Below are 21,350 nucleotides of genomic sequence, written 5' to 3'. Positions count from 1 at the left end.
GACGGTGCTGCGGGGTGGGGCTAGTGGCCGGCCTTCCGGCGGAGGGAGTCGATGCCGACGGCGAGCGCGATGACCACGCCGATCACCACCTGCTGCCAGAAGGAGGACACGTTGAGCAGGTTCAGGCCGTTGCGGATGACCACGAGCACCAGCGCGCCGATCAGGGTGCCGCTGATCCGGCCGACGCCCCCGGCGAGTGAGGCTCCGCCGATCACCACGGCGGCGATGGCGTCGAGCTCGTAGCCCGCCGCGGCCTGGGGCTGTGCGGAGTCCAGGCGACCGGAGAGCAGCAGCCCCGCGAGGGCTGCGAACAGGCCGGACAGCGCGAAGACCGTGACGAGGACCCGGCGCACGGGGATGCCCGAGAGGCGGGCTGCCTCCGTGTTGCCGCCGACCGCGTACATGTAGCGGCCGATCACGGTGTAGTTGAGGATCAGGGCGGCCACGCCCCCGGCGATCACGAGGATCACGATCGGCATGGGGACGGGACCCACGTTGCCGCCGAGGAAGGACACGGCGGGCGCCGTCGCGATGGGCCTGCCGTCGGAGAGCACGAGCGTGAGTCCGCGGGCCACACTGAGCATCGCGAGGGTCGCGATGAAGGAGGGCAGCCTGCCGAAGGCGACCGCGAAGCCGCTGACGGCACCGGCGAGCGTCCCGACGAGGAGTCCGCCGATCAGTGCCAGCCATCCCGGCAGGGCCGCGGTGCTGAACATGTAGGCGGACCCCATGGCGCTGAGCGCGGCGACGGAGCCCACCGAGAGGTCGATCCCGCCGGCCACGATCACGAAGGTCAGACCGAAGGCGAGGACGGCGATGACCGACGCCTGGATCCCGATGTTCAGGAGGTTAGGCCCGGTCAGGAAGTCCGGCGTCGCGATGAAGAGCGCGAGCCCGAGGACCACGAGACCCACGAGAGCGCCGTTCTCCGCGACGAACGTCCTGACCCGGGTGGCGCCCGTACCGGGCTTCCGTACGGCTGGTCGGCTTGCGATGCTCATGCCTCGTCCTTCATCTGCTGGTCTTCGAGGTCCCTCTGCACGTCACGGACGGCGAGGGACATGACGGCGTCCTGGGTTGCGGTGGTGGCGTCGAGTTCGCCCGAGATGTGGCCGCCGCTCATCACGAGGATGCGGTCCGCCATCCCGAGGACCTCGGGGAGTTCGCTGGAGACCATCACGACGGCGCCTCCGGCAGCCGTGATGGCGTTGATCAACTCGTAGATCTCGACCTTGGCCCCGACGTCGACGCCGCGTGTCGGTTCGTCCAGCAGCAGGACCGAGGATTCGGCGAGGATCCACCGCGCGAAGACGGCTTTCTGCTGGTTGCCTCCGGACAGGCTGCCCACGGGCTGATCGAGATCACGCATCCGGATGCGCAGGGTGTCCGCCACGCCCTGCGCGCGGGCACGCTGGCCGGCGAAGTCGACGACTCCCGCCTTCGCCGTCGAGGCCAGGGTCGCGTAGCCGATGTTGTCGTTGACGCTCGCTCCCAGCACGAGGCCCTGCACCTTCCGGTCCTCGGGAACGTGGCCCACGCCGGCGCGGATGGCTGCCCCGACGTCGAGCCTCGGCAGCTCCCTGCCGCGGACGGCGACGGAACCCGTGAGGTAGGGATCGACACCCGCGATGGCCCGCACCACTTCGGTGCGTCCCGCCCCGACGAGCCCGGCGAGGGCCACGACCTCCCCGGCGTGCACCTCGAAGGAGACATCGTTGACCATCCCCTTCGTGGAGAGGTTCCGGACCGACAGGAGTGTCTCGGGGGCGCCGTCGAACTCACGGCGGCGCGGGAACTGCTGCGCGATGTCGCGGCCCACCATCAGGCGGACGAGCTCGTCCTCGTCGGTGGTCGCGGGGACCTCGGCGATGAAGGTACCGTCCCGGAGGACGGACACGGAATCCCCGATCACGGCGATCTCGTCGAGGTGGTGGGAGATGAAGACCATGCCGACGCCGCGGGCCCGGAGGTCGTCGACGACGCCGAACAGGGCTGCGATCTCGCGCTTGGTCAGTGCCGCCGTGGGTTCGTCGAGGATGAGCATGCGGGCATCCATGCTCAGCGCCTTCGCGATCTCGACGAGCTGCTGCCGGGCGATACCGAGTTCACCGACGTGCTGGTCCACATCGAGGTCCAGGCCGATCAGGGCGAGGGCCGCCCGGGCGTCCTCCTTCATCCTCCGCCGATCCACGAGCCCGAAGCGCTTCGGCAGGCGTCCCAGCGAGATGTTCTCGGCGATGCTCATGGAGCCCACGAGGTTGAGTTCCTGGTGGATGGTGGCGATGCCGAGTGCCTCGGAGGCCTTCGTGTCCGGCAGGGTGACCTCGCGGCCGTCGACGAGGATTCGACCGCCGTCGGGCTGGTACACCCCCGCCATCATCTTGATGAGCGTCGACTTCCCGGCGCCGTTCTCCCCCAGGAGCACCTGGACCCTGCCGGGGTGGACGTCCACGGAGACGCCGTCGATGACGGTGACCGATCCGAAGGACTTCGTCACGCGCTCGAGGGACAGGATGGGCGTGCTCATGCGGAGGGTCCTTTCGGGGAATCCATGGTGGAACCGCGGACGATCAGCCGGCTCGGCAGGACCCGGGACTCCGCCGCTTCGCCGGCGATCACGGCCACGAGCATCTCGACCGCACCCCGTCCCATCGCATCGACGTCGTGTGCGATCACGGTGAGGGCCGGGTTCAGCAGCGTGAAGGCCTCGATGTCGTCGTAGCCCACGAAGGCCAGGTCCGCGCCGATGGCGACTCCGCGCTCGTTGCAGACGCCGATGGCCCCGATGGACATGAGGCTGTCGGCCGCGAGGACGGCCGTCGGCGGGTCGGCCAGGTCGAGCAGCGCATGCGCGCCGGCAGCGCCGCTCGCCGCCTGGAAGTCGCCGACGTGGACCAGGTCGCCGTCGTCGTCCGCGGCGGTTCCGCTGATCGCTTCCTGGTACGCCCGGAGCCGCTCGCGGCCCGTGGACGTGCTCTGTGGCCCGGCGATGTAGCCGATGCGCCGGTGTCCCAGCCCGAGCAGGTGTTCCACGGCCTCATGGATGCCGGTCCGGTTGTCGGGGCTGATGCTCGGCACGTCGGCGCCGTCGATCACCCGGTCCACGAAGACCGTGGGCAGCCCGCTGCCGAGGATACTGGCGAGGCTCGCCCTGTCACCCTGGGGAGCAGCGATCAGCCCGTCCACGCGCTGCGAGAGCATGACGTCGAAGTAGCGGTCCTGCTGCTCCACGCTCTCGTTCGCGTTGCCGAACAGCGTGAGGTAGCCGAAGTCGCGTGCACGCTGCTCGACGGCATGGGCGAGGTCGGCGAAGAAGGGATTGCGGATGTCGGGCAGGAGGAGCCCGAGGGTCTGGGTCGTCGTCCTGCGGAGCGACCTCGCCTGCGCATTGGGGCGGAACCCGAGGTCGGCGACGGCCTGCTCGACGGCGGTCCGTGCCGCGGGGGACGTACTGGGATGACCGGACAGGACGCGGGACGCCGTCGCGGTGGAGACACCCGCCCTCCCGGCGACATCCTTGATCGTCACTGACCGCACGCTGCTCCCTACGCCGTTGTGGAATCGATTCCATGGAATCGATTCCACGAGTATGTTGCAGATCACGTCGGCTGTCAAACAGCCGCGGATGGAAGGGCGGCCCGGGCGGGAACATAATGGGGACATGCCTACGGATGCCCCACTCGACCTCCTGCCCGACGCCCCCGCACTGCCCGTCACCGCTCCGGGGCAGCCCACGGTGGGACTCCTGCTCGATGTCGACGGGCCCGTCGCCAGTCCGGTGACGCGCACCGTCCCGGCAGGCATCATCGCGGATCTGCTCACCCTCGCCGCCGCGGGCTGGCCCGTCGTCTTCAACACCGGCCGGTCGGACGCCTTCATCCGGGAGCAGGTGATGACGCCCATGATCGCCGCCGGCATCCCGATCGGCGTCACCTTCCACGCCGTCTGCGAGAAGGGTGCCACCTGGTTCTCGTTCACGGCCGACGGCGCCGGGGAGGTCTTCGTGGACCGCGACCTCGCCCTGCCGGTGAGTTTCGCCGATGACGTGCGCGACCTCGTGGAGGAGAAGTACGCCGACCTCATGTTCTTCGACGAGACCAAGCTCGCCATGGTCTCGGTGGAGCAGCTGCTCACCGCGACCAACGCGGACTACCTGATGGGCCAGCAGGGGTTCGACGACGACGCGATGGACATCCTGCACAGCCACGACATGGGTGCGTCCCGCCTCGACCGCGAGGAACCGGACAGCGACGGCCACATCGACTACCGCGTGGACCCGACCATCATCTCGACCGACATCGAGTCGGTGCGGACGGGCAAGGATGTGGGAGCCGAACGGGCCCTCACGCTCGTCGCACCCTTCATGGACCCTCCGCGCACCTGGCGGACCGTGGGCGACTCCCGGACCGACTACGCCATGGCCGACTACCTCCACGAGCAGGGGTTCGACGTCGCCCACGTGGACGTCCGGCCCGCGGACGGCGTCCCGGCGAAGCCCTACGAGGTCATCACCGAAGGGGCTCTCATCCACGAGGAGGCGGGCGCCGCCTTCCTCGCCCGGTGCGTGGCCTCGCTCGGCTAGGATCGCTGGCCCCGGCGCCTACCGGCCGGCACACCCGGGTTGCTGCCGAAGGCCTCCGGCTCAGGCCGCCTGGGCTTCCAGGACCTTCTCGATGGCGGCGACGACCTCGGGGGCGCCCGGCTCCACCGTGGGCGCGAAGCGTGCGACGATCTCGCCCTCGCGGTTGACCAGGAACTTCTCGAAGTTCCACTTCACGAGGCCCGGCAGCACGCCGTTCTTGAAGGTCGTCAGCTGCTGGTAGAGCGGGTGCTGGTCCTTCCCGCGGACGTCGCCCTTGGCCATCAGCGGGAACGTCACGCCGAACGTGGTCGAGCAGAACTCGGCGATCTCGCCGTCGTTCAGGGGTTCCTGCCCCATGAACTGGTTGCAGGGCATGCCGAGGACCACGAGGCCCTGCTCGGAGTACCTGCTGTACAGCGCCTCCAGCCCCGCGTACTGGGGCGTGAAACCACACTTGGACGCGACATTGACCACCAGGACGGGCCGGCCACGGAAGTCGCCGAAGGACCTCGGTGTGCCGTCGTTCATGGTGAGGTCGATACCGTACAGGTCCGTCGAGGACATGGCTGCTCCCTGGTAGGTGGTGTGCTCCTGCTTCGTCCCACCCTGCCATGCGGATGGGCACCACCGGGGTCACCGGAGCAAACCGGGGCGGAAGGACGTTGGACAGCTGACGGCCCGCAGGGCCGCGGAAGCACCGACAGGACGGATCGCCGCATGGGAATCATCGCCACGTGGAAGACGCAGCTCCGCACCACCTTCACCGACGGCGATCCCACCATCCCGCAGTGGCAGTTCGAGTTCGAGAAGGGCGACGATCCCGGCTATTTCCCGGTCGGATCCGCGGTGTGGACCGTCCACAGCTCCATCACCCCGACCGTCGCGGGCATCCGCGCCCTCCTCCTCCAGGCCCTGCATCCCGGCGCGATGGCGGGCGTGCACGCGCACTCCAGCTTCCGCGAGGAGCCGCTCGGGCGCCTGGCCAACACCATCCGCTGGATCTACACCGTCACCTACGGCTCGAGGGTCGCCGCGCAGGAGGGCTCCGCCTTCGTGCAGCGGCTCCACACGAGGGTGCACGGCACCTACGTCGACAGCCGCGGGACGGAGAAGCCCTACTCGGCTGCCGATCCGGACCTCATCCGGTGGGTGCACCTGGCCTTCACCGACGCCTTCGTGGCGGCGCACCGGGCGTACGGCGGGCCCATCCCCGGCGGTGTCGACGAGTACGTGCGCGAGTGGGCGGCCGCGGGCGAGCTGATGGGCCTCGAGGACCCGCCACGGTCCGAGGCGGAACTCCGGGCCCAACTGGCCGCCTTCGACGACGAGCTGACCGGGAGCGACCAGGTTCAGGAGGCGCTCGCGTACATCCGGCACCCGCCCCTGCCACGGTCCCAGCGCCTCGGCTACCAGATCCTCCTGGCGGGCGCGGTGTCGACGCTCGAGCCGCGGCACCGCGAGATGCTCGGGCTGCGCGTCCCGTCGCTCGGGCCCCTCCCGCTGCCCATCCGTCCGGCGGTGCGGCTCGTCCTCGGCGTCATCCGGCTGGGGCTCGGGCCCGAGGGCCCCGCGGAAGCGGCGGCGAAGACCCGTATCCGCAGGATCGGCGGCGGCTCGCCCGCATAGACAGCAGGACCCCGGCACGGATGCCGGGGTCCTGCTGATTGCTATGAGCGGAGGATGGGGGATTTGAACCCCCGAGGGCGTGAACCCAACACGCGTTCCAGGCGTGCGCCATAGGCCGCTAGGCGAATCCTCCTCGTTCGGAGCAGATACCAGAATACCCATACAAGCGGATCCTGCCGAATCGCGCCCCGTTCCGGGCCCCGCCGTCGATTCGGGAGCGGCGCTGTCAGCTGTGTAGACTATTTCCCGGCCCCTCATGTGGTGTCATCCTGTGAACTCCCCCAGGACCGGAAGGTAGCAAGGGTAAGCGGGCTCTGGCAGGTGCATGGGGGGTCTTCACTTTTAAGCGAGTCCAGCCGAGGAGGGTGCACGGTGGCAGACACGGGCGCCGGTCGCTTCGCACCCAGCCCCTCCGGCCGGCTGCACGTCGGCAATCTCCGGACCGCCGTCGTCGCCTGGTTGTTCGCCCGGTCCACCGGGCGCCGTTTCCTCCTCCGGGTCGAGGACCTCGACCGCGTCCGGGCAGGTGCCGAGGCGGATCAGCTGGCGGAACTCGCCGCTCTGGGGATCACCTCCGACTCCCCCGTCCTCCGACAGAGTGACCGCACCGATCTCTACTCCGGGGCCCTCCGCACGCTGATCGAGCGGGACCTCGCCTACGAGTGCTTCTGCACGCGCCGCGATGTCGCCGAAGCGGCCAGCGCACCGCATGCGCGTCCGGGTTTCTACCCCGGCACGTGCCGTGACCTCACCGCGGAGGACCGGGCACGACGGCGCCGCGAGCGCCCGCCGGCGCTCCGGTTGAGATCCGCGGTGGACGCCTGGACCGTCGACGACGTCCTCGCCGGGAGTGTGACAGCGCCGGTCGACGACGTCGTGCTGCGGCGGAACGACGGGGTGATCGCCTACAACCTCGCCGTCGTCGTCGACGACGCCGCGCAGGGCGTCGACCAGGTGGTGCGCGGGGACGACCTGCTCACGTCCGCGCCGCGCCAGGCCTACCTCGCCTCCCTGCTCGGCCTGCCCGCCCCGGCATACGCGCACGTCCCCCTGGCGGTCACGGCCGAGGGGCGCCGCCTCGCCAAACGGGATGGAGCCGTGACACTGGAGGACCTCGCCGTTCAGGGGCGGACGCCCGGTGCGGTCCTCGCGCTCCTGCTGTCCTCCCTCGGGCTTCCGGAGGGATCGCTCCAGGCCGCGCTCGGGGCGTTCGACCCGGCGCGCCTCCCGCGGCAGCCGTGGGTCGTGGACCCCTCGGACCTGTTCTCCACCCCCGCCGGCCCGGCATGCAAACCGTCAGCATCAACCGATAAGGTTCTTCCGTGAGTACAGCCCTCTACCGTCGCTACCGTCCGGAGACCTTTGCGGACGTCATCGGTCAGGAGCATGTCACCGACCCCCTGATGGCGGCGATCGACAAGGACCGCATCAACCACGCCTATCTGTTCTCCGGGCCGCGCGGCTGCGGCAAGACCACCTCCGCGCGCATCCTCGCCCGATGCCTGAACTGCGCGCAGGGGCCCACCTCCACGCCATGCGGCGTCTGCGACAGTTGCGTGGAACTCGCCCGCAACGGTTCCGGGAGCCTCGACGTCATCGAGATCGACGCCGCGAGCCACGGTGGCGTGGACGACGCCCGGGACCTCCGTGAGCGCGCCACGTTCGCGCCCGTCCGCGACCGCTTCAAGATCTTCATCATCGACGAGGCCCACATGGTCACGTCCGCCGGGTTCAACGCCCTCCTGAAGATCGTGGAGGAGCCACCGGAGCACATCCTCTTCATCTTCGCGACCACCGAACCGGACAAGGTCATCGGCACCATCCGCTCGCGGACGCACCACTACCCCTTCCGGCTCGTTCCGCCGGAGCCCCTCATGGGGTACCTCGAACTGCTGTGCCGGCAGGAGAACGTGCCGGTGGCGCCGGGCGTCCTGTCGCTCGTCATCCGAGCGGGCGGCGGCTCCGTCCGCGATTCGCTCTCCGTGCTCGACCAGCTCATGGCAGGCGCCGGCGAAGCAGGCCTCGACTACGAGCTCGCGGTCTCCCTCCTCGGGTACACGCACGCCACCCTGCTCGACGACGTCGTCGAGTCGATCGCGGCAGGAGACGCCGGGACGGTGTTCGACGCCGTGGACCGCGTCATCCAGACCGGTCACGATCCGCGGCGTTTCGTCGAGGACCTGCTCGAGCGCTTCAGGGACCTGATCGTCATCAATGCGGTACCCGAGGGTGCCTCCTCGATCCTCCGGGGTGTCCCGGACGACCAGCTGAACCGCATGCGGACGCAGGCGACGCAGCTCGGCGCCGGGGAGCTGTCCCGCTCGGCTGACATCACCAACACGGCGCTGACCGAGATGACCGGCGCCACCTCGCCACGACTGCACCTCGAACTCCTGTGCGCGCGGCTCCTGCTGCCCGCCGCCGACACATCGGTCCGGGGGACCCTCGCCCGCGTGGACCGCATCGAGCGGCGCCTCGAGTACGCCGGCGGCGCCCCGGCCACGGCGTCACCCACTGCATCACCCGAGGCGTCACCCGAGACGGAATCCGATGCAGCGCCCGCGCGCCCGGCGCGGCCGCGGCTGAACGTCCCACGCAACGCCGAAGAAGCGGCGGCGCGCTGGTCGCTTCCCGCAGCCGATCCCGCCGCTCCGGCCATCCCCGCAGCAGTACGGTCGGCCGATTCCCCCGCCGTGCCGGCCGTCCCTGCAGCCGCGCGCGCCGATCGTGCCGGGCAGGGCTCCGCGCCGGCGGACTCGTCACCCGACTGGGGTGGCGCTTGGGGCGTCTCCACCGATTCGGCCTTCAACGACGGGCCGGCGGACCGGAGGAAGCCCGGCGATGGTGCGGCTCCGGTTTCATCCGGTGCCGGGACCGATCTAGGTGCCGCCGGTGCCGGTGCCGGATCTGGCGCCGCGAACGCCGGTCCCACGTCAGGCGGCACGGGTACTGCTCCAGCTGCAACCGCAGCCGCAGCCGCAGCCGAGGAACCGTCCGGGCCTACCGCAGCCGGTCCCGCCGCATCCGGCCCTACCCCTTCCCGCCCCGCTTCGTCCGTCGCACCGAGCGACGCACACCCCGGCATCTCGTCATCCGATCACGGCGCCCAGGGTGCCGCGGAGGACAGGCAGTCGACGCAACCTGCGGTGTCCCGCGGTGACGCCCAGGGACGCCGTCCCGAGCAGGACGACCGTGGTCCAGCCACCCGTCCAGCGGACGTCCACGGTTCTGGTCCGGAAGCCCGGCCGACCCCCACTGCCGAGCCGGGTGCATCTGCAGATGCGCAGGGTGCTCCGCCAACGGCCCGCGGTGGCGGGAATGTGGAGATGGTGCGGCGGGCATGGCCGGAGATCATGGACGAGGTGGCCAAGATCAAGCGGGCCACCTGGCTGATCGTGAACGTGTCCGCGAAACCGCGCTCCTTCGACGGCAACCAACTGGTCCTCGCTTTCGCCAACCAGGGAACGGCCATCGGGTTCCAGCGCGGTCAGCACATGGACAACGTGAAGCAGGCCATCCACAAGGTCCTCGGATTGACCTGTTCCATCGAGGCGGTCCATGACGCCGACGGGGCGGGTGAGTCGGGCCCAAAAGTACCGGCTAGCCAGAACGGTCCGGGGAGCCCGGACCCGGGCTCCACCGTGCCCACTCCTGGGCCTGCAGAGCGGCCCACGAGCGTCGGCGCTGCTGCTGCAGCCGGCCCTCCTGCACCGCCCGCCGAGAGCCCCTCGTCCGGCGCCGCCGGATCCCGCCCTGGTGGAGCGCCGGGCGTCGGTGCACCCGCTGCTCCAGGCCCTGCTGCTCCCACCGCACCGGGCCCCGCTGCACACTCGTCCGACAGCGCATCCTCGCCCGCTGCTGCCGCACCGGGCCCCGTCGCACCCTCGTCCGACAGCGCCTCCTCGCCCGCTGCTGCCGCATCCGGCCCCGTCGCACCCTGGTCCGACAGTGCCTCCTCGCCCGCTGCTGCCGCATCCCGGCGCGGTGGGACGCCGGGCGTCGGTGCACCTGCCGCACCTGCTGCACCTGCTGCACCTGCTGACCCCGGCCCGGCTGGGTCTTCGGCCGATAGTGACCCCATGCCAGCTGGGACGGCATCCCCGAGGGATGACGCAGACGCCCCACGAACCGTCGCATCCCCACCCTCGGCCACGTCGCCCGGGACGGGTGCGGAGGCTCCACGACGTGGTCCTGCCAGCACCGGCCGGGCGCCCGATGCCGCACCTGCATCATCGGGCACGCCAGCGTCCCGCAACGCCGCAGCCGGCACAGGAGCTCTCACCGATCACCAGGGTCGACCTGCCGCACAGCACCCGAAGGGCACGACCGGACCGGGCACCCGTGACGAGACTCGGCATGAGGCGGTCGGCGCCTGGGATCCGTCCATGTCCGACGATTCCTGGGCTCTGGTGGAACCACCGGAGGAAGCCTTCGACCCCGGCCCCGGCTGGGGATCCGTCCCCGCGGATCCCTACGACCGTCGATCGCCGTCGCTCGGCGTCGACCAGGCCTCCCGCCCGGACCGTGGCGGCGGACAGCGGGGCGGACGTGCAGCGCAGGCGAGTGGCAGCCATCCGCCCGAGCGGTCCGGCTCACACGCCGCCGCCGGAGGAGTGGGCCAGCGGTCAGGTGGTCCTGTCCGCCCGGGCCCCCGCACCTCAGGACACTCCGGCAGTGCCGATCCAACGGCCCGGGCCCCGCGCGCACCGGGCTCCGCTCCGTCCGGACAAGCCGATCAGCACAGCCTCCCGCCCGCCGGCGGATCACCTAGGCAGGCGTCCGCCCCGGCGGGGCGAGCCGATCAGCAGGCATCCGAGCGGACCGCATCACGCAGTGTCGTGTGGAGCCCTCCCGCCCCTACGCCGGACCGATCGCCCGACCGATCGCCGGACGGCGACGCAAGGACCGTCGACCGGGCCGATCCCGGGGACGGACTGTCGCCGCAGGCGCAGCCTGCCCGGCGCCCACCCGAGGCCGGTGGACCGGACGCATCGCCTCAGGCCGATGGACCGCGGGCATCACCTGCCGGCGCACGTCCCGCCGGCCCCGTCATTCCGAGCTTCATCCGCAGGGACGCTCCTGCGGTGGACAGCAGTTCCGGTTCCGCGCCCGCCGCCCAGGGCCCACCCGCACCGGCACCGATGGCAGGAGGATCCGCTGCCGTCGTCGCGCCCGGCGACGCAGCGGAGAGGGTCGGCTCACCGTCCGAGCGACCGGCCGATCCCGGCAACGCGCTGCGCAAGCCGGTCAGCCGCTACCAGAAACTGCTCGACGAGGCCGAGCGGAAACGGGCTGAGGAAGCAGCCGCTGTGCGCAGTACGGTCGACCTCCGCTTCGTCGAGGACGAGCCGAGCGCCGATGACGAGACGATCGAGGAGTCCGGCCTCGTGGGCAGGACCGCGATCGAGCGGATCCTCAACGGGCGGCTCGTCGAGGAGCGGAGCCTCGACGGTCAGTAGGCTGCCCGCTCCCGCCAGGACGGCGTCGCCCGCTGCCGGGTGGAGTCGATGGGGGCGCGCGATTCTGGACGCCGGGCGCCCCGACAGGGCGGACAATGGAAGCAGTGCCGGGTCCTCGTGTGGCGGCCGGCCTGGACGGCGGCGCACGGACACCGCGGCGCCGACGCCGACCATCCCATCACCGGAGGCGGCCGCCGTCGACCGGCGCCCGCACGACCACCACCGAAGCAGTGCAGAGAGGGAACAGCGTGTACGAAGGAGCAGTGCAGGAGCTGATCGACGAGCTCGGACGCCTGCCCGGGGTGGGGCCGAAGTCCGCCCAACGCCTCGCGTTCCACATCCTCGAGGCGGACAGTGACGACATGAAACGGCTCGTCACGGCCATCACGACCGTCAAGGAACGGGTGAAGTTCTGCATCGTCTGCGGCAACGTGGCGGAGCAGGACAAGTGCGCCATCTGCCGCGACCCGCGCCGAGATCCGACCATGATCTGCGTGGTCGAGGAGTCCAAGGACGTCATCGCCGTCGAGCGGACCCGGTCCTTCCGGGGCCGGTACCACGTCCTCGGAGGTGCCATCAATCCGATCGCCGGTGTCGGTCCGGACCAGCTGCGCATCCGGGAACTGCTCGCGCGCCTCTCGGACGATCAGATCCAGGAGATCATCATCGCCACGGACCCGAACCTCGAGGGTGAGGCGACGGCGACCTACCTGGTGCGCATGCTCAGGACCATCGGCATCCCGGTGACCAGGCTCGCCTCGGGCCTGCCGGTCGGCGGGGACCTCGAGTACGCGGACGAGGTCACCCTCGGCCGCGCCTTCGAGGGCCGCCGCGTCATGTCCTGAGCCCCGCACACCTGCGTCAGGCGATGCGCGTCCCCTGCGTCAGCCGTCTGGCCGGCATGGTCAGTCTCCGCCGGCCGATCAGGAGGAGTCCGCCCGCCAGCAGGAGCTGGATCCCCAGCCCGAGCGGCCAGATCGGCACCCCCTGCGGGAGTGGCTGCATGCCGCCCATCGACTCCTCGCACGTCACCTCGAGGTCCGGGCCCGCCTGGGCAGAGCGGACTCCCTGGCTGATGGTCTCCATGACGCCGGGTGTGTAGAACGGGCCGGTGGAGTACTCCATCGGCTGACCGCCGGTACTGCCGGGTTCGGGCAGGGTGTACGGGACGGCGTCGGCGACCACCACGAACGGATTGGCCGCGAGGATCCAGGTGATGTACTGCGTGTCCGGCAGGTCGGTGGTGTACGTCTGGGCCACGCATTCCATCTCGGCGTCCGGAGCGGGAACTCCGAGGCTGTCGATGCTGCTCTCCGGATAGGTGTAGTACGAGGACCGCACCGTCCGCTCCTCCATCACCAGCAGGGTGCTCAGCCCGAAGACGATCACCGTGCCGACGGCGAGCAGCGCCACCAGCATGTAGGTGCTCACGATGGAGAAGAGCGGACGGGTAGCGAGTGAGGAGACGCCCACACCGATGGCGCAGGCCACCCCGAGTTCGACGGCGAGCATCACCAGCGAGACCAGGGCCTCCGGCAGGTTGACGCCCCCGAGGGCCAGTGCCCAGAAGATGAACGGGCAGCTGAGGACGAGGAACGCGAGGGACCCCACCCAGGACGCGAGCCACTTGCCGGCCAGGAGCTGCCCCGGGGTGATGAGGGTGACCTGCAGGATGGCGAGCGTACCGCCCGCGCGGTCCCCGTTGACGGCGTTCGCGGACAGACCGGGGGCCACGAGCAGGCCGAACAGCAGCACGAATCCGACGATCAGGTCGAACAGGATGCCGCCCTGGTTGTCCATGGTGCCGATCACCCCCGTTCCGAGGACGAAGATGAAGCCGATCACCACGAACCAGATGCCGAGCATCCAGTACCAGCCCTTGCCGCGGAGCCGCTGCTTCATCTCCAGGACGAAGATGGTGCGGACGGCGGACCGGAAGGGGAGGGCCACCGTGCGGACGGGCTGCGGGCTCGAGGGTTCAGTCACGGTGCTCATCGTCGATCCGTATCCAGGCTCATGTAGGTCTCCTCGAGCGCACCGCCGGCGGGCGCGAAAGCGGTGACGACGACGTCGCTCATCACCAGGGTGCGCAGCAGCCAGGACGCTTCCGCGGTGCTGCCGAGTTGGACGAGGAACTCCTCGCGTCGCGAGTCACCGCGCGTCTCGAACCGCACGCCGTAACTCTGCAAAGCCTCGGCGAGGGCGGACATGGGCTCGGCCTGGACGTAGTAGCGGCGCGTCTGGCTGCCGGCTTCGTCGAGCGTCTGGCTCTTCACCGACTGTCCGCGGCTCACGAACACCGCCCGGTCGGCGATCTCGTCGAGTTCCGAGAGGACATGGCTGGAGACGACGACGGTCTTGCCGTCGGCGGCCAGGGAGCGCAGGAGCGACCGGAGTTCCACCCTGGAACCGGGATCCAGGCCCGAGGCCGGCTCGTCGAGCAGCAGCACCGCGGGGTCGTGGATGAGCGCCCGCGCGAGGCTGAGCCGTTGCTGCTGACCGCGGGACAGGACGCGGGCGGGCTGCCGACCGAACTCGGTGAGGTTCACGGAGACCAGGAGTTCCTCCGCCCGCCGGGCAGAGTCGGCCGCGCTCATCCCGTAGAGCGCCCCGAGCGTCTTCAGCACCTCGAGCGAAGTGAGCGAATCCCAGACGCCGAGGGTGTCCGGCATCCAGCCGACGCGGCTCCGCACCTCGGCCGGGTGGCTGACGGGATCGAATCCTGCCACCCGGACCGTGCCGAGATCGGGAGCCAGGAGGCTCGCGAGGATCAGCATCAGTGTGGTCTTGCCGGAACCGTTGGGACCGATCAGTGCGGTCACTTCTCCGGGCGGAGCTTCGAAATCGATGTCGCGGATCGCCTGCACGGTGCCGAAACGCCGCGCAACCCCCTCGACAACTATTCCCCCATAGTCGTTGGTCATGGTATGAGGGTATGCGACGGGACTCCGTCTGCACCGGTGCGGGTCCCTACTTATTCGGACCCAGACTTTGGGAGCGCAAAGAGGGCGCCGCTACACTTGCACCGGCGCCGGGCCCACGCCCGCCGCCCGCCGAGGCGCCGATGCTGCCGCCCCTTTCGCAACCATCCGTGCGGCCGGGTCCACCGCCGTCGTCCGCCCTTCACCAGTGAGCGAGTGCATGAGCCTCATAGTCCAGAAATTCGGCGGGTCCTCGGTCGCCGACGCCGAGGGCATCAAGCGGGTGGCCCGGCGTGTCGTCGACACCCAGTCCGCAGGCCATCAGGTGGTGGTCGTCGTCTCCGCGATGGGCGACAGCACGGACGAGTTGCTGGACCTCGCCGGCCAGGTGAGTCCCGCGGCGTCCGACGCGCGCGAGATGGACATGCTCCTCAGTGCCGGCGAGCGCATCTCGATGGCCCTGCTCGCGATGGCCATCCACGGCATTGGAGCGTCCGCCCAGTCCTTCACCGGCAGCCAGGCCGGCATGATCACCGACGCCATCCACGGCAAGGCCCGCATCATCGACGTCTCCCCGCACCGCATCCGGACGGCCATCGAGAAGGGCGACGTCGCGATCGTGGCCGGATTCCAGGGCATGAGCCGGGACAGCAACGACATCACGACGCTCGGCCGCGGCGGGTCGGACACCACCGCCGTCGCCCTCGCGGCAGCGCTCGACGCCGACGTCTGCGAGATCTACACCGACGTCGACGGCGTCTACACGGCGGATCCGCGCGTGGTCCCGTCCGCGCAGAAGATCGACACCATCTCCAGCGAGGAGATGCTGGAGATGGCCGCGTCCGGCGCGAAGATCCTGCACCTGCGCTGTGTCGAGTACGCACGGCGTTTCGGGGTACCCCTCCACGTCCGCTCATCGTTCAGCCACAACGAAGGCACCTGGGTGCTGCCCAGTCCCGACGACCAGATCAAGATTCAAGAGGGAGAACCCTTGGAACAGCCCATCATCTCCGGCGTTGCACACGACCGCTCCGAGGCGAAGGTCACGGTGGTCGGGGTACCCGACATCCCCGGCAAGGCCGCGGAGATCTTCGGCATCGTCGCGGGTGCCAACACGAACATCGACATGATCGTGCAGAACGTCTCGACGCACGGCTCCGGCCGCACCGACATCTCCTTCACGCTGCCCATCGTCGACGGCGCGGATGCGCTCGCCGCCCTGGGCGCGGCGCAGGACCGCGTGGGCTTCGAGACGGTCGAGTACGACGAGAAGATCGGCAAGCTCTCCCTGATCGGTGCGGGCATGCGCTCCAATCCGGGCGTCTCCTACCGTTTCTTCCGGGCCCTGTCCGACGCCGGCGTGAACATCGACATGATCTCCACCTCGGAGATTCGCATCTCCGTCGTCACCGGTGCCGAGCTGCTCGACACCGCGGTCCGGGCCGTCCACGCGGCCTTCGAGCTCGACGGCGACACCACCGCCACGGTCTACGCCGGCAGCGGGCGCTGACCTGCCGGATCCACCTGCAGCGCGATCGGCCCGGCGGAGCAGTGGCTGCGGAGGTGACGGCTGTCGGGCGGGCGTCCGGCGTCGCCCCTCCCACCGATGACCTCCGCAGGGTGGACAGGAGCGGACATTCCCGCGGATGGGGTCCGGTCGGTGGGAGGGAAGCCCGCCCCGATCGGGCCGGGACGCGAAGAAGGCCGGCGGATCAGGATCCGCCGGCCTTCTTCGTGTCGTCGATCAGTCAGGCATGGCCTACTTGTTGCCCGTGGGGGTGATCGCCTCGCGGGGACCGGTCACGAGCTTGTCCGCAGGACTGACGGAGGGGAGCTCGGCCGCCGGTGCGACCGCGACCTCGCCCGCTCCGCCGACCGCGACACTCACATACGTGATGGCCGAGGATCCTGCGTAGCTGACGCGGCCCACGTAGGCGCCGGCGGTGAGGCCGGTCCAGTTGAGGGTCACGGCGCCCGTGGTGCCGTTCGCCAGGGCGAGCGGGTTCGGGGTGAGGGTCGCGTTGTCCTCGTTCGCGCCGAGGGCCACACCTTCGATGGTGCCGGAGGTGGCCCTGTTGTCGACGCTCGAGTACAGGTTCGCGATGATGCGGTAGGTGCCGGGAGCCGGATCCTCGAGGACGAACGTCTCACTGGCGTCGGAGGTCGCGACCTGCTCGACCGTCCCGGCGGGCGTGATCAGGAACATGTCGAAGTCAGCCGTGGGATCGTCCGAGCGCACCGAGAACCTTGCGGCCGTCGCGCCTTCGGGGACGACGACGTCCTTCACGGCGTTGCTCGCGTTGTTCGCGTTGGCGGAGCCACCGGGCACGAGCTCGATGTCCGCGGTCTCCGCCTTCGAGAGGCCCTCGAGCGTCATCTGGATGGGGGTGTTGGTCCCCGAGATGACGTCGTAGCTGCCGGACCCGTCAGGGCCCGCCGAGGTGAACGCGGCGTCGGCGGGAGCGTTCAGGGCCTGGGGGCGGACCGCCACCGGGGAGGTGACCTTCTTGCCCTGGCCGGACCAGGTGAGCGAACCGGCGGCGAAGGACCCGAAGGGCGCGCTCTGGTTCTCGAAGGAGACCTTGAACGTCCGGGTCTCGCCCGCCGCGCTGAAGTTGAGGATCGACGGCGTGACCGTGACCTTCACTCCGGGCACGTTGGACGTGGCGCGGTAGATGCCGGGCGTGACCGCGGTGACCGTTCGGGTCACTTCGGTGCGGCCGGTGAGGTTGCCGAGCGCGAAGGACGGCACGTTGGTGTCCTTCGCGGCGACGGGCTCGATGCCGTCGATACCGAGCGCGACGCCGGTTCCCTCGATGAAGCTGAGGTAGTCGTCCTCGTTCTGGTCGTAGACCAGGCCCGGGCTGAGGACGGTGGCCGGGTTGATGTGGCCGGCGCCCACGGCGAGGACGTCGGTCTCGACGCCGCCGGTGGCGGTCTTCAGCGGGTAGGCGGTGGTCATCATGGCCGACTTGACGGCTGCGGGCGACCACGTGGGGTTCTTGCCGAGCACGAGCGCTCCGAGACCCGCCACGTGGGGCGATGCCATCGAGGTGCCGGACAGGAAACCGAACTGTGCGCCATTGGAACCGACGGTGGAGACGCCCGCGAGGACGGCAACACCGGGAGCCGTGATGTCCGGCTTCAGCAGGTCGGAATCGGTGGCGAGCAGCGGACCGCGCGAGGAGAATCCTGCGATCTGCGGGGTGGGAGGCAGGGGCTTGCCCGTGGTGTCCGTGGCCTTCAGTGCGACGGTGATGGCCGGGTTGGCGGCGACCTTCGCCTTGAGCTCGAGCGCCTCGGGGGCGTTCACGTGCACGGTGGGGATGGCGTGCTGGTCCGTGTCCGTCGAGGAATCGACCAGGTTCACGAGGATCATGCCCACGCCGCCGCCGCGTGCAACCTCTGCACTCTTGGCGGTGCGGTCGACGACGCCGCGGTCACAGACCACGATCTTGCCGGCGACCTTCGCGGGATCCAGGGTGTTCGGGCCGCACAGGTTCGGGTTGGTGGCACCGGCTGCTGCTGCGTTCACGGCCAGCACGACGGGGCTCGCCGCCACGCCGTTGCGCATGATCGACGCGCCACGGTACTTGGTGCCGTCGGAGAATTCGGCGGTGCCCTGCAGTTCGTAGTTGAACGTGCTGGCGGCGACCGTCGTCATCCACGGAGCACCGTGGTTGACGGTGCTGGCGGTGGGGCCGGAGTTGCCCGCCGAGGCGGCCACGAAGATCCCGGCCGAGGTGGCCGAGAGGAAGGCCAGGGACACGGGGTCCGTCGTCGTCGTCGCGCTGCCGGAGATCGAGTAGTTGAGGACGTCGACGCCGTCGAGGATCGCCTTGTTGATCGCATCGATGGCGGCCGAGGAGTAGCAACCGCCGGTCTCGGGATCGTTGTCCTCCCAGCAGGTCTTGTAGACGGAGATCTTGGCGGCGGGGGCGACGCCGGAGGAGACGCCGAAGTCGCGGCCGTCCACCCGCTGGGTCACACCGGCGTTGCCGGCGGCGGTGCTCGCGGTGTGCGTACCGTGGTTGTCGATGTCGACCGGGGAGATGACTTCCTGGGGTGCACGGTCCGCTTCGCCGACACTGTCGAGGAAGGTGTCGGCGAAGTACTGGGCGGAGAGGACCTTCGAGTTGCAGAGGCTGCCGTCGAAGTCCTCGCCGACCTGGCATTCACCGATGAAGGTGCTGCCGTCGGTCTTCAGCATCGCGATCTTGCCTGCGGCGTTCAGGTAGGGCTGGCCCACCTTGGGCTTCGAGTTGCCCTTGAGCGGCTTGACCGGGGATCCGGCGAAGAAGGGGTTGTCGGGGGCGTAGCCGGTGTCGATCACGCCGACCACCGTGCCCTTGCCGGCATTCTTCTCTCCGCCGAACTGGGTCTTCCAGGACCCCTTGTTGCCGTTGAGTCCGAGGAAGTCGATGCTCGAGTAGTCGGGTGCGTTCTCGACGTCCGGAGCGACGAACAGGACGTCGTCGCTCTTGGCGAGCTCCACGGCCTGGTCGGTGCTGAGGTCGGCGGCGAAGCCGTTGATCGCAGCGGTGTAGGTGCGCTTGATCTCGACGTCGCCCTCTGCGGCGACCTCCTGCTGCTTGGTCTCGAGGAACTCCGAGTACTGCTGGACGTTCCCGGCGGTGGCGTCCAGCTTGGCGCCTTCCTCGGGCTTGGTCGGGGCGATTCCCTCGACGCCGCCCTCGTACGTGGCCACCGGCTTGTCGGCGAGTACGACGATGTACTTGCCGTCCGGGTACTGCGCGGGGTCGAGCTCCTTGGCGGGTGCCTTCTGGGGTGAGACCGTGGTGGCGGGCAGGGGCGCTGCGAAGGCAGCAGGCGCCACGGCCGTCGACGTCACCAGTAGCGGCAGACCCAGAACGATAGCCGTGGCAGTGCGCAGGGTGCTGCGCCCCTGCCCGGCTTTTCTCCGTTGTGTCATAGGAAGGTAGTGCCTCTCGTAAAAGTGCGGGCCGGCCACAGCCGTTCCCCCGGTGCCGCGGTCTCCTGGATAGGACCCCCGACCTGTGATGATGCTCACAGACGCCACGGCGTGCACAAACTTACCCGAGGCAACACACGCTTGCCACCGCATCGGGGCCGCGTCACGCAGAATTTACACAGGGTATTTACCAATTCCGGTCGGGGTGATAATGGTTCAATGCCTGCCGCCCTCCTGACCCACCGCACAGAAGCGGACTGGCAGGACCAGGCGCACCGTCACCACGAGCGGGTGTCCCGATTCTCCGACCCCTACCTCGAGCGCCGGTCGCGTGGGGCCAAGCACCCCGTGGAGGACTTCCTCTTCACCTACTACAACCAGAAGCCCGGCCGGCTGCTGCGGTGGCACCCGGGTGCGGGCGTGCTTCTCGAAGGCCCGGCGGCCCGGGAGCGGGCGGACTGGAAGTACTACGTCGTCGAGGGTGACGGCGTCCGCGTGGACGCCCGCCGGTTCGCTGAGGAGCGGCGTGAGGCGATCGATTTCGCCCGCCTCATCCTCGCCAGGACCGCCGCGCGCCCCGCGCAGTTCGGCTGCTTCGGCCTCCACGAGTGGGCCATGGCGTACCGCTCCGCCGTCAACGGCATCCGCCACGAGTACCTCCACCTCCGGCTCGGAGCCGCGGGCACGGACGACGTCGTCGAGGCCGCCCGCATCCGCTGCACGCACTTCGACGCCTTCCGCTTCTACACGCCGGAAGCCGTCCCGCTGAACGAACTCACGCCCACGCGTGAGACGCAGCGCGACCTGGAGCAGCCCGGGTGCCTGCACGCCAACATGGACCTGTACAAGTGGGCGTACAAGCTCACGCCGCTGCTGCCCAGCGCGATCGTCATGGACTGCTTCGAACTGTCCTGGCGCATCCGCACCATGGACATGCGTGCTTCCCCCTATGACCTCGCCGAGTGGGGGTACGAGCCCATCGAGATCGAGACGGCGCAGGGCAAGGCCGAGTACGTCCGGCTGCAGCGGGGCTTCGCCGAGGAGTCGCAGATCCTCCGCGCCCGCCTCCTGGAGCACCTCGAGCGCGCGCTCGCTGACACCTGAACCGTCCGGGCACGACGGCGGGACGTGCCGCCGTCGTCCTTCGTTGTCCTTCGACCAGCGGTTACGCTGGTGAGCCAGCCGAGGGGGACGCCATGAACATGATCGGTCCGACGACCGCACCGCACGGACCGCGCCGAAGGATCGTGGCGCTCGTTCCGCCCCTCGTCGCGTTGTCCCTCGCCCTGACGGCATGCAGCCAGGGCGGTCCGGCCGCAGAACCGACCCAGCAGGAGACCACCGTGCAGTCAGCCACTCCCCAGCCCTCGCCGTCGTCCGGAGCGCCGGAGCCGACACCCGCGCCGTCCGCCCCCGCCACGGGTCCGACGACTCCGCCCACCCGTCCGGCGACGGCGCCGGCCACCGCGGCCTCGGGCACCAACGCCAAACTCACCATTTCCTTCAAGCAGGACGCAGCGGCCGAACCCTTGCAGTACGTACTCGAGTGCGTCGACGGCACCCCCGGGCCGGCGTCGACCCTGCCCAATGCGGAGGCAGCCTGCTCGCGCCTGGGAGAACTCGGCGCGCAGTTCTTCACCGCCCGCCCGAACAAGGACGTCATCTGCACCCAGCAGTACGGCGGCCCGCAGACCGCGAGCATCACCGGCGACATCGACGGGACCTCCGTGGTCGCGGCGTTCGCGCTGACGGACGGCTGCGAGATCTCGCGCTGGGACCGGGTGAAGGACATCCTGGGCACGCCCGGCGCGCAGTAGCGGCGCTGCGTC

General features: G+C 69.9%; 15 protein-coding genes, 1 tRNA gene and 1 other RNA gene. 9 read left to right on the top strand and 8 right to left on the bottom strand.

From position 1 onward, the window contains the following. Positions 1–20: 20 nt before the first annotated feature. Genes ACTIMO_RS05120 through ACTIMO_RS05110 form a run of 3 tightly spaced genes read right to left on the bottom strand, consistent with a single transcriptional unit; the run spans position 21 to position 3,528 of the window. On the bottom strand, positions 21–1,001 hold the full coding sequence (locus tag ACTIMO_RS05120; RefSeq protein WP_448181673.1) for an ABC transporter permease: 981 nt from the start codon (positions 999–1,001) through the stop codon (positions 21–23). Beyond that, positions 998–2,527, bottom strand: a complete 1,530-nt coding sequence (locus tag ACTIMO_RS05115; RefSeq protein ID WP_448181672.1) for a sugar ABC transporter ATP-binding protein — start codon at positions 2,525–2,527, stop codon at positions 998–1,000. The genes ACTIMO_RS05120 and ACTIMO_RS05115 overlap by 4 nt, the downstream gene beginning before the upstream one ends. Beyond that, on the bottom strand, positions 2,524–3,528 hold the full coding sequence (locus tag ACTIMO_RS05110) for a LacI family DNA-binding transcriptional regulator (protein WP_448181671.1): 1,005 nt from the start codon (positions 3,526–3,528) through the stop codon (positions 2,524–2,526). Before ACTIMO_RS05110 ends, ACTIMO_RS05115 begins: the two co-directional genes overlap by 4 nt. 133 nt (positions 3,529–3,661) lie before the next feature. Here ACTIMO_RS05110 and ACTIMO_RS05105 point away from each other — a divergent pair, with 133 nt between their 5' ends. After that, positions 3,662–4,582: a hypothetical protein gene (locus ACTIMO_RS05105; protein WP_448181670.1), complete on the top strand. Its 921-nt coding sequence runs from the start codon at positions 3,662–3,664 to the stop codon at positions 4,580–4,582. 60 nt (positions 4,583–4,642) lie between these two features. On the opposite strand, the gene ACTIMO_RS05100 is transcribed toward ACTIMO_RS05105, so the two are convergent. Then, complete coding sequence (locus tag ACTIMO_RS05100; RefSeq protein WP_448181669.1) at positions 4,643–5,146, bottom strand: glutathione peroxidase; 504 nt, start codon at positions 5,144–5,146, stop codon at positions 4,643–4,645. Positions 5,147–5,299: 153 nt separating this feature from the next. Between ACTIMO_RS05100 and ACTIMO_RS05095 the strand changes: the two genes are divergently transcribed. Then, positions 5,300–6,208, top strand: coding sequence for an oxygenase MpaB family protein (locus ACTIMO_RS05095; RefSeq protein WP_448181668.1), 909 nt, complete (start codon positions 5,300–5,302; stop codon positions 6,206–6,208). Positions 6,209–6,256: 48 nt separating this feature from the next. Here the strand turns inward: ACTIMO_RS05095 and ACTIMO_RS05090 are convergent. Then, a tRNA-Ser gene (locus ACTIMO_RS05090) sits at positions 6,257–6,341 on the bottom strand. A 112-nt stretch (positions 6,342–6,453) separates the two neighbouring features. On the opposite strand from ACTIMO_RS05090, the gene ffs reads away from it, so the two are divergent. The 4 genes from ffs to recR all read left to right on the top strand — a co-directional run bounded on the left by ffs (position 6,454) and on the right by recR (position 12,512). Continuing rightward, positions 6,454–6,549, top strand: an RNA gene (gene ffs, locus ACTIMO_RS05085) — signal recognition particle sRNA small type. A 31-nt stretch (positions 6,550–6,580) separates the two neighbouring features. After that, positions 6,581–7,534 carry a tRNA glutamyl-Q(34) synthetase GluQRS gene (gene gluQRS / locus ACTIMO_RS05080; protein ID WP_448181667.1) on the top strand — a complete coding sequence of 318 codons (954 nt, stop codon included), beginning with the start codon at positions 6,581–6,583 and terminating at the stop codon, positions 7,532–7,534. Further along, the gene (locus ACTIMO_RS05075; protein ID WP_448181666.1) at positions 7,531–11,667 is read left to right on the top strand and encodes a DNA polymerase III subunit gamma and tau; all 4,137 of its coding nucleotides are present in this window, start codon (positions 7,531–7,533) and stop codon (positions 11,665–11,667) included. The genes gluQRS and ACTIMO_RS05075 overlap by 4 nt, the downstream gene beginning before the upstream one ends. Before the next feature lie 248 nt (positions 11,668–11,915). Next, positions 11,916–12,512, top strand: coding sequence for a recombination mediator RecR (recR, locus tag ACTIMO_RS05070; RefSeq protein ID WP_448181665.1), 597 nt, complete (start codon positions 11,916–11,918; stop codon positions 12,510–12,512). 16 nt (positions 12,513–12,528) lie between these two features. Here recR and ACTIMO_RS05065 read toward each other — a convergent pair whose 3' ends face one another. Both ACTIMO_RS05065 and ACTIMO_RS05060 read right to left on the bottom strand, forming a co-directional pair. Next, complete coding sequence (locus tag ACTIMO_RS05065; RefSeq protein WP_448181664.1) at positions 12,529–13,662, bottom strand: ABC transporter permease; 1,134 nt, start codon at positions 13,660–13,662, stop codon at positions 12,529–12,531. Further along, positions 13,659–14,591 (bottom strand): ABC transporter ATP-binding protein, encoded by a 933-nt coding sequence (locus ACTIMO_RS05060; protein WP_422391146.1) that lies wholly within the window; start codon positions 14,589–14,591, stop codon positions 13,659–13,661. The genes ACTIMO_RS05065 and ACTIMO_RS05060 overlap by 4 nt, the downstream gene beginning before the upstream one ends. 217 nt (positions 14,592–14,808) lie before the next feature. Here ACTIMO_RS05060 and ACTIMO_RS05055 point away from each other — a divergent pair, with 217 nt between their 5' ends. Further along, the gene (locus tag ACTIMO_RS05055) at positions 14,809–16,098 is read left to right on the top strand and encodes an aspartate kinase (protein ID WP_082471132.1); all 1,290 of its coding nucleotides are present in this window, start codon (positions 14,809–14,811) and stop codon (positions 16,096–16,098) included. 249 nt (positions 16,099–16,347) lie between these two features. Here the strand turns inward: ACTIMO_RS05055 and ACTIMO_RS05050 are convergent, their stop codons facing one another. Continuing rightward, positions 16,348–19,521, bottom strand: a complete 3,174-nt coding sequence (locus ACTIMO_RS05050) for a S8 family serine peptidase (protein WP_448181663.1) — start codon at positions 19,519–19,521, stop codon at positions 16,348–16,350. A 219-nt stretch (positions 19,522–19,740) separates the two neighbouring features. On the opposite strand from ACTIMO_RS05050, the gene ACTIMO_RS05045 reads away from it, so the two are divergent. Together ACTIMO_RS05045 and ACTIMO_RS05040 are read left to right on the top strand one after the other, a co-directional pair. Beyond that, positions 19,741–20,625: a 3-methyladenine DNA glycosylase gene (locus ACTIMO_RS05045; RefSeq protein ID WP_448181662.1), complete on the top strand. Its 885-nt coding sequence runs from the start codon at positions 19,741–19,743 to the stop codon at positions 20,623–20,625. Positions 20,626–20,717: 92 nt separating this feature from the next. Next, positions 20,718–21,338 carry an SSI family serine proteinase inhibitor gene (locus ACTIMO_RS05040; protein WP_448181661.1) on the top strand — a complete coding sequence of 207 codons (621 nt, stop codon included), beginning with the start codon at positions 20,718–20,720 and terminating at the stop codon, positions 21,336–21,338. The last annotated feature ends 12 nt before the right edge of the window (positions 21,339–21,350 follow it).

This window comes from Arthrobacter sp. CP30 (assembly GCF_053470025.1).
This window is presented reverse-complemented; position numbering and strand designations above follow the sequence as displayed.